General features: G+C 67.1%; 5 protein-coding genes, 3 tRNA genes and 1 pseudogene. 6 read left to right on the top strand and 3 right to left on the bottom strand.

The window, feature by feature from the left end:
- The first annotated feature begins 570 nt into the window (after positions 1 to 570).
- From ACFFNX_RS05820 to ACFFNX_RS05830, 3 genes and pseudogenes are all read left to right on the top strand, one after another.
- Positions 571 to 819, top strand: coding sequence for a hypothetical protein (locus ACFFNX_RS05820; protein WP_378196330.1), 249 nt, complete (start codon positions 571 to 573; stop codon positions 817 to 819).
- A 354-nt stretch (positions 820 to 1,173) separates the two neighbouring features.
- Positions 1,174 to 1,416: pseudogene (locus tag ACFFNX_RS05825) on the top strand (helix-turn-helix domain-containing protein); the annotation flags it as partial.
- 311 nt (positions 1,417 to 1,727) lie between these two features.
- Positions 1,728 to 2,384 carry a site-specific integrase gene (locus tag ACFFNX_RS05830; RefSeq protein ID WP_378196342.1) on the top strand — a complete coding sequence of 219 codons (657 nt, stop codon included), beginning with the start codon at positions 1,728 to 1,730 and terminating at the stop codon, positions 2,382 to 2,384.
- A gap of 50 nt (positions 2,385 to 2,434) precedes the next feature.
- On the opposite strand, the gene ACFFNX_RS05835 is transcribed toward ACFFNX_RS05830, so the two are convergent.
- From ACFFNX_RS05835 to ACFFNX_RS05845, 3 genes are all read right to left on the bottom strand, one after another.
- Positions 2,435 to 2,509: transfer RNA gene (locus tag ACFFNX_RS05835), tRNA-Val, on the bottom strand.
- A gap of 21 nt (positions 2,510 to 2,530) precedes the next feature.
- Positions 2,531 to 2,601: transfer RNA gene (locus tag ACFFNX_RS05840), tRNA-Cys, on the bottom strand.
- A 29-nt stretch (positions 2,602 to 2,630) separates the two neighbouring features.
- Positions 2,631 to 2,703: transfer RNA gene (locus ACFFNX_RS05845), tRNA-Gly, on the bottom strand.
- Positions 2,704 to 2,850: 147 nt separating this feature from the next.
- Here ACFFNX_RS05845 and ACFFNX_RS05850 point away from each other — a divergent pair.
- From ACFFNX_RS05850 to ACFFNX_RS05860, 3 genes are all read left to right on the top strand, one after another.
- Positions 2,851 to 3,567: an ArsR/SmtB family transcription factor gene (locus ACFFNX_RS05850; protein ID WP_378196333.1), complete on the top strand. Its 717-nt coding sequence runs from the start codon at positions 2,851 to 2,853 to the stop codon at positions 3,565 to 3,567.
- A 242-nt stretch (positions 3,568 to 3,809) separates the two neighbouring features.
- Complete coding sequence (locus ACFFNX_RS05855) at positions 3,810 to 5,951, top strand: hypothetical protein (RefSeq protein WP_378196336.1); 2,142 nt, start codon at positions 3,810 to 3,812, stop codon at positions 5,949 to 5,951.
- 38 nt (positions 5,952 to 5,989) lie between these two features.
- The coding region (locus ACFFNX_RS05860) for an AAA family ATPase (RefSeq protein WP_378196339.1) at positions 5,990 to 6,804 on the top strand (815 nt) is incomplete at its 3' end.

Below are 6,804 nucleotides of genomic sequence, written 5' to 3' on the forward strand. Positions count from 1 at the left end.
TTAACTCAAGGGAATGGACGAATCGCCCCTTGACTCGGCTGGCGAGAGACGTAATTCCTCGGCCTTTCAGAGGTGATCGGCCAGGCATCACCATCTATTCAGCCCGGTCGATGGGCGCATGGCGAGGCAACCCGAGTTCCCGTCGACTTTGTTCGAGGGGTGGTCCATGACGGAGAGTACTCAATGGATAGCGAGTCCTGGCATGTAATATCGCATGCCGATCTCGACACCGCTGATGATTCCCGCTGCCCACCTACGGCCGGGTGATCGCCTCACAGGAACCCGGGGGGCCAGGTTGCCGAGGTCCTCGACGTTCATCGCTACACGGCCACCGCGACCACCTATGACCTCACGATCAACGGCCTTCACACCTACTATGTACTGGCAGGCGATTCGCCGGTCCTGGTGCACAACATCAACATCGGCTGTGGAAAGGCGACGCGCGCTTGGCGCCGTACGTCGGGCCCGGATAGGACGTCACCTTCGACGGCGTCAACGCCTGCGTGCCAACGCGCTCCTCGCTGAGTGGGGGTAACGGGAATCCTGACGAGAGTGGTGAGTTGGTGAGTCATGGTGGCGGAATATCTCTTGAAGGCGCTTCTCTCGGTCGTGGCAATGCTTGAGGACGCGGCGAAGTTCGGAATGGATTCTCATTCTGCGGTGAATGCCCTGGAAAACATAGGATTCGAGCTTGATCGGATGAGCGCTCCCGGGCGCCAGGAATTCGCTGAAATTCTCGAGCGCATTGCGGCTTCGGCTGATCCTGCTCAGCGGGGGTGGGTCCGTAATGTTCCGCGAAATCTTGGAATCGACTCTTGAAAGCCTTGGGATGGTAATTTGCAGACTCGTGCTCTGCCTGTCGGCGAACTCTGCTGTTTCATGGGTTAGGAATTGGAGAGATCGGGGTGATGATGTCTATGATCGGCGAGAGCGTCGCCGGCTCAGGCGTCGAGTGGTCAATCCCAACGCAACGCGCGTTATGCGATGAGATCTTGACGGACTAGCCAGAACCGGATCCGGCACCTGTGGGCAGGGCGCGCGGCGGTGTCGGTGTTCGCATACGGGTGGTGACGTGGTAGTGCGCGATGAGGTAGCTGTGACCGGCTCGCGGCCTAGATTCGTCGGGTCGACAGTGATCCGGAGCCGCCCTCCTCTGACAATGCCAGGTTCGGGATGCGCGTCGCGGGATGTCGGTTCCTGGGTGGCTTTGGGATTCGGAACCGGCGGGCGCTGGCTCGTCTTGATGTCGGGGCCGTGGTGGCGATCCTGCGGGCCGTGACCGGTCTTTCTCGGCTCGAGCTCGCGAACGTCGTCGAGGGCTGGTCTCAGTCGACGGTGAGCCTGATCGAACGGGGCCGGCGGGACACGCTGTATGACGTGCGTGAGCTGTTGCGATTCGCGGACGCCGTTGGTATGCCCCGCGAGAACCTGTTGCCGCTGATTCTCGGTGATCCCGGCGCGGTCCTGGACGACAACGAATCTGCGGGAGGGCGTGAGGTGAGTCGCCGGTCTTTCAACGCGATGGCAGCCGCTCTGGCCGTTGGTGCGGTCTTGCCATCGAGCCCTGTGCCTGCTCGGGTCAACGAGGGGCACGTGCGCCATCTGCGCGCGAGTTTGGCGCAGATGCCGCCGCCATCAGAACGCGGGCGGGGGCGCGGCGCTGGGCGAGACGCTGCGGCAGTGCAGACGGTCCCGGGCGATGCTGGACGAGTCCGATTACACCGACGGTGTCGGCCCTCCAGCCGCACGAGTACGACGAGATCAACCGCGCCATCCGAGTGGTCGAGCCACTGGCCGAGGCTCAAGGTCAACTCGTCAAGGCCAAGCGCACCAAGTCTCCGGCGGGCAAGCGGTGGGTGCAGCTTCCTTCGTTCCTCGCCGATCTGTACGAGGCGCTGCTGGAGGACTGCGACCGTTCCTTCGTCTTTGTGGGGGAGAAGGGCGGCGTTCTGCGCCGGAGCAACTTCGGGCGGCGGTTCTGGCGCCCCGCCTGGGATGGTGTTGCACGGGACCGAGAGACGGGCAAGCGGATCCCGCCGATCTTGCCCGGCTTCACCTTCCACGAAGGACGGCACAGCCACCGGACGTGGCTGGCCGATGACGGGATCCCCGAGATCGGCCGCGCGGCCCGCCTCGGTCAGAAGATGCGCGGTATGGGCGGCATCTACGAACATGTGACGCCCGAGACCAAGGAGCGAATCCTCGCCGTCCTGCAGGCTCGCTGGGAGTCATCACTCCTCGCACTGCGGCCTCAGGAGCAGGCAGCGCTCGTCGCGCTTCTGCCTCGGATGGAAGAAACGATCAAGCAACTGACAGCCGTGCAACAGGCGGCGGCGAACCAGGGCGCCAAGATCATCGCCCAAATATCGCCCATAGACGCCTGAGGCCCTGCCCCTCCGGAGATGGGGCAGGGCCTCTGACCTGCGCTTTCACGTGGTGGGCGATACTGGGATTGAACCAGTGACCTCTACCGTGTCAAGGTAGCGCTCTCCCACTGAGCTAATCGCCCTCATGAAGCCGAGTGCTTCAGAGGTGGAGACGGGATTTGAACCCGTGTACACGGCTTTGCAGGCCGTTGCCTCGCCTCTCGGCCACTCCACCGAGTGAGGCCTTTTGGCAAGACCTCTCCGAGCGGACGACGGGATTCGAACCCGCGACCCTCACCTTGGCAAGGTGATGCTCTACCAACTGAGCCACGTCCGCGTTGTCTCCTGGGAGGTGATCCCCCCTGGCGACACGCCAAACACTAGCGGATTCTCAGCCCTACCCCCAACTCGGTTACGCCTTCCCGCCCACCGGCGTGGCGTTCCTTCGACGGCCGTCTAAATGTCCTGGGCGTAACGTCGTCGTATGCCCGAACCCTACGGCTCCGACATCGCGCCGGTGGCGGCGCTGCTCGCCGATCGTGCGCGGGCGGCGATGCTCACGGTGCTGCTGGACGGGAGGCCCCTGTCCGCCGGTGAGCTGGCCCGTACGGCCGGGGTCAGTCCGGCCACGGCGAGTTCGCATCTCGGCAAGCTCCTCGACGGTGGCCTGGTGAGCGTCGTCAAGCAGGGGCGGCACCGCTACTACCGGCTCAAGGGCGCCGAGGTCGCCTCGGTGATCGAGACGCTGAGCCTGATCAGCCCGCGGGTGCAGGTGCGCAGCCTGCGGCAGTCGAGGCAGGCGGTGGCGCTGGGGGAGGCGCGTACCTGTTACGACCATCTCGCCGGGCGGGTCGGGGTCGCGCTGTTCGACGCGATGATCGGCCGTGGTCTGCTCGAACCCGTGCTGGGCGTCGACGCGTCCGAGCCCGGCGAGTACGAGGTGACCGGCAAGGGGGAGGAGAGTCTCGCCTCCATCGGCGTCGACGTGGCCGCGGTCCGCACGTCGCGGCGGAGGTTCGCCGGGCACTGCCTCGACTGGACCGAGCGTCGTCCTCACCTCAACGGCGCACTCGGTGCGGCGGTGACCGCCGGCATGATCGAGATCGGCTGGTTCGAACGGGGTTCGTCCCGCCGCTCCCTCGTCCTCACCGAGAGTGGGCGCGCCGGCCTCGCCGACGTTTTCGGGTGTGTCATCGGCTGAAAGAACAGTCGGCCGGGAAGGAACCGGCTCGCGGGCCCGCGCGTCCAACCGCTCGAGGCAGGCGGCACCGGCCTATGGACGTCCTCTTCCCCGGAAAACGACGTCCATTTCGGTCACTCACCGTTGCTGGTCAGAGAACTGTGTCACCAATTGGGCACTACCGCGATTTGACCGGCTTGGACACATTAAGGTGACCCTTGCATCACCGATGGGCCGGGGTGCGACGCGGGAGGTAGGAAACGGTGAGCGGGGAGCGCAAGTTCTTCCGTCGTGATCGGCTGACCGGGCATATCGCGATCGGAGTCGTGGGCGTGCTGTGTGCCGCCGCCGTCGTGTTCGGCGTCGGCATGGCCAGTGCGAAGTATCACCTGTCGGACGTCGGTGGTTGGCTGACGTCCGTCCACCGGGGGGAGCTCGTCCACGTCAACGGGCTGTCCGGCAAGGTGGACGGCAAGGTCACGCTGTCCGGCTCCACCGGTCACCCGATGAAGGTGATCCAGCAGGGCGGCGTCGTCCTCATCGTCGACGAGGTGACCGGCGTGGTCAGCCGCGTCGACCCGGCGCATCTCAACGTCGTGCAGGGCGCCACGTACCGCGGTGCCGCCGGCATGCAGGTGGTGTCCGGCTCGGGCCAGGCGTACGCGCTGGACCAGCAGAAGGGCAGCGTCCAGCGGCTCGACCCGATGACCCTCGCGACGATGGGCTCGCCGCTCGGCCTCACCGGGCCGCTCGGCTCCTCCGCCATCGACGCGACCTCGGTGCTGTGGGTCCCGGTGCCCGCCAACGGCCAGGCCGCGCCGGTACGCAGCGGGCAGGCCGCGCAGCCGATCGGCATCGGGCGGGCGGGTGACGACCTGGCGCTCACGATCGCCGCGGGTTCTCCGGTGGTCACCGACTTCACCTCCGCCCAGGCCGTCATCATCGGCAAGAACGGCACCCAGGTGAAGGTCCGCCTGCCCTCGACCGTCGCCCAGGCGGGCAAGGGCTCGGTGCTGGCGCCCGGAAGCACCGACGGCCAGCTCGTCCCGCTGCTCGCCGGCAACTCCCTCATCGTGCTGAACACGGGCAGCGGCTCGATCAGCAGTGTCGCGCTGAGGCTCCCGGCCAAGCACAAGCTCGCCGCACCGCAGGCGCTCGGCCAGAAGGTCTACATCCCGGACCAGAGCGACGGCAGCCTGATCGTGTACGACCAGGCGACCAACCGCATGGCCCCGCAGGTGCCGGTCACCGGCCAGTCCGGCCCCCTCGACGCCTTCGTCAAGGACGGCCTGCTCTGGGTGAACGGCCCGGACAGCGCCAAGGGCGTCGTGGTCGACGGCGCGGGCGGCCACAAGCCGATCCAGAAGTACCAGCCGGACGTGCCGGGCAGCCAGAAGAGCCCCGTCCCCAGGGTCGGCGTGCCGGCCGGCGGCGCGAGCGGCAGGCCGAAGCCCGGTGGCGGCGGCCCGACCCACCCGCGGCTGCCCGGCAAGCCGCCCATCACCCCGCCGACGCACAAGCCGGACCCGCCGAAGGTCACGCCGCCGGACGCGCCGACCAACCTGCGGGCGACCCCGCAGCCGGACGGCACGATCAAGATCGACTTCGAGCCGGGCGGCGGAGGCGACGCGACCGGCTACAAGCTGCTCACCTCGGACGGGCTGACCGCGACGCCGGACAAGATCGGAGCGAAGGGCCCCGACTACACCTTCACCGTCAACGGCGGCACCTGCGGCCAGGAGTACCAGTTCGCCGTGGCCGCGCTGTACCACAACCGCGACCACGAGTCGGAGGTCGACTCCGACTACACGACGCCCACCCTGTCGTGCACCGAGCCGGACGCCCCGAGCAACGTCACCGGTACGGGCACGGCCCAGGGCGCGAAGATCGACTGGCAGGCGCCGCCGAACGCCGACTCCAAGAAGGTCACCTACTCCGTGAACGTCACCGGGCCGAAGCAGGGCTCCAACCCGAACGTCTCCGGGACCTCGGTGACGTTCGGCAACATCTGGAAGAACGGCACCTACACGGTGAAGGTCACCGCCTCCAACCCGGCGGGCAAGAAGACGACCAGCAACACCGTCAACCTGACCGGCCCGGTGAACACCTACGGGATCCACCACGGCGGCACCGAGCTGGACACGAGCTACGTCACGAAGACGCCGAACGCCAACGACCTCGACGACAGCAACGTCGCCGAGAAGATCCAGAACGCCAACAGCGTGTCCGTTCAGGTCCTGTGCCAGAAGATGGGTACGGCCTACAGTCACGGAGGGTTCTCCGGCAGCCTCTACGACTACGTCAAGCACAACGCCACCGGCTACCTGATCGGCTACCTGCCCAACACGCCGCACAACCCGTGGCAGGAGCTGGCCGGGCCGACCATCTGGGAGTGTGCTGACTGATGACGGCGGAGGCGTACGGGGCGCCTGACGCGGAAACCTTGGTCGGACGGTTCGCCCAGTTGTTCGGCGCGCTCGCCGGCAACATCGAGCGGGTGATCCGTGGTAAGCGGGAGAACGTCGAGCTCGCGATGCTCTGCCTGCTCAGCGAGGGTCACCTGCTCCTGGAGGACGTGCCGGGCGTGGGCAAGACCACGCTCGCCCGCGCGATCGCGGCGAGCGTGGACGCGCAGTGGACGCGCATCCAGTTCACGCCCGACCTGCTGCCCTCCGACGTGACCGGGGTGTCGATCTTCAACCAGGCGACCAGCAAGTTCGAGTTCCACCCCGGGCCGATCTTCGCCAACATCGTCGTCGCCGACGAGATCAACCGCGGCTCGCCGAAGACGCAGTCGGCACTGCTGGAGGTCATGGAGGAGCGGCGGGTGTCCGTGGACGGGCGGCCGCAGCCGGTGCCGCGGCCGTTCATGGTGATCGCGACGCAGAACCCCGTCGACATGGACGGCACGTACCCGCTGCCGGAGGCGCAGCTCGACCGGTTCCTGATGAAGATCTCCATGGGCTATCCCGACCACGCGTCGGAGATCGCGGTCCTGACCGGCATGCCGTCCGGGCCCGCGGTCGACCAGCTGCCCAAGGTCGCCGGGCGCGAGGACGTCAAGAACATGGTCGACTTCGCGAGCCGGATCCACGTCGCGCCACCGCTGTACGACTACCTCGTGCACATCGTCGCCGCCACGCGCCAGCACTCCGACATCCGCCTGGGCGCCAGCCCGCGTGCCAGCCTCCGGCTGCTGCGCGCGGTCCGCGACCTCGCCGCCGCGGCCGGCCGCCCGTACGTCGTCCCGGAAGACAT

This window comes from Actinoallomurus acaciae (genome assembly GCF_042429965.1).
Taxonomy (GTDB): Bacteria; Actinomycetota; Actinomycetes; order Streptosporangiales; family Streptosporangiaceae; genus Actinoallomurus; species Actinoallomurus acaciae.

Bases quoted from the DNA above. Each gene is read 5' to 3' on its own strand.
- ACFFNX_RS05820 (WP_378196330.1), top strand. From the start codon at position 571: ATGGTGGCGGAATATCTCTTGAAGGCGCTTCTCTCGGTCGTGGCAATG.
- ACFFNX_RS05850 (WP_378196333.1), top strand. From the start codon at position 2,851: ATGCCCGAACCCTACGGCTCCGACATCGCGCCGGTGGCGGCGCTGCTC.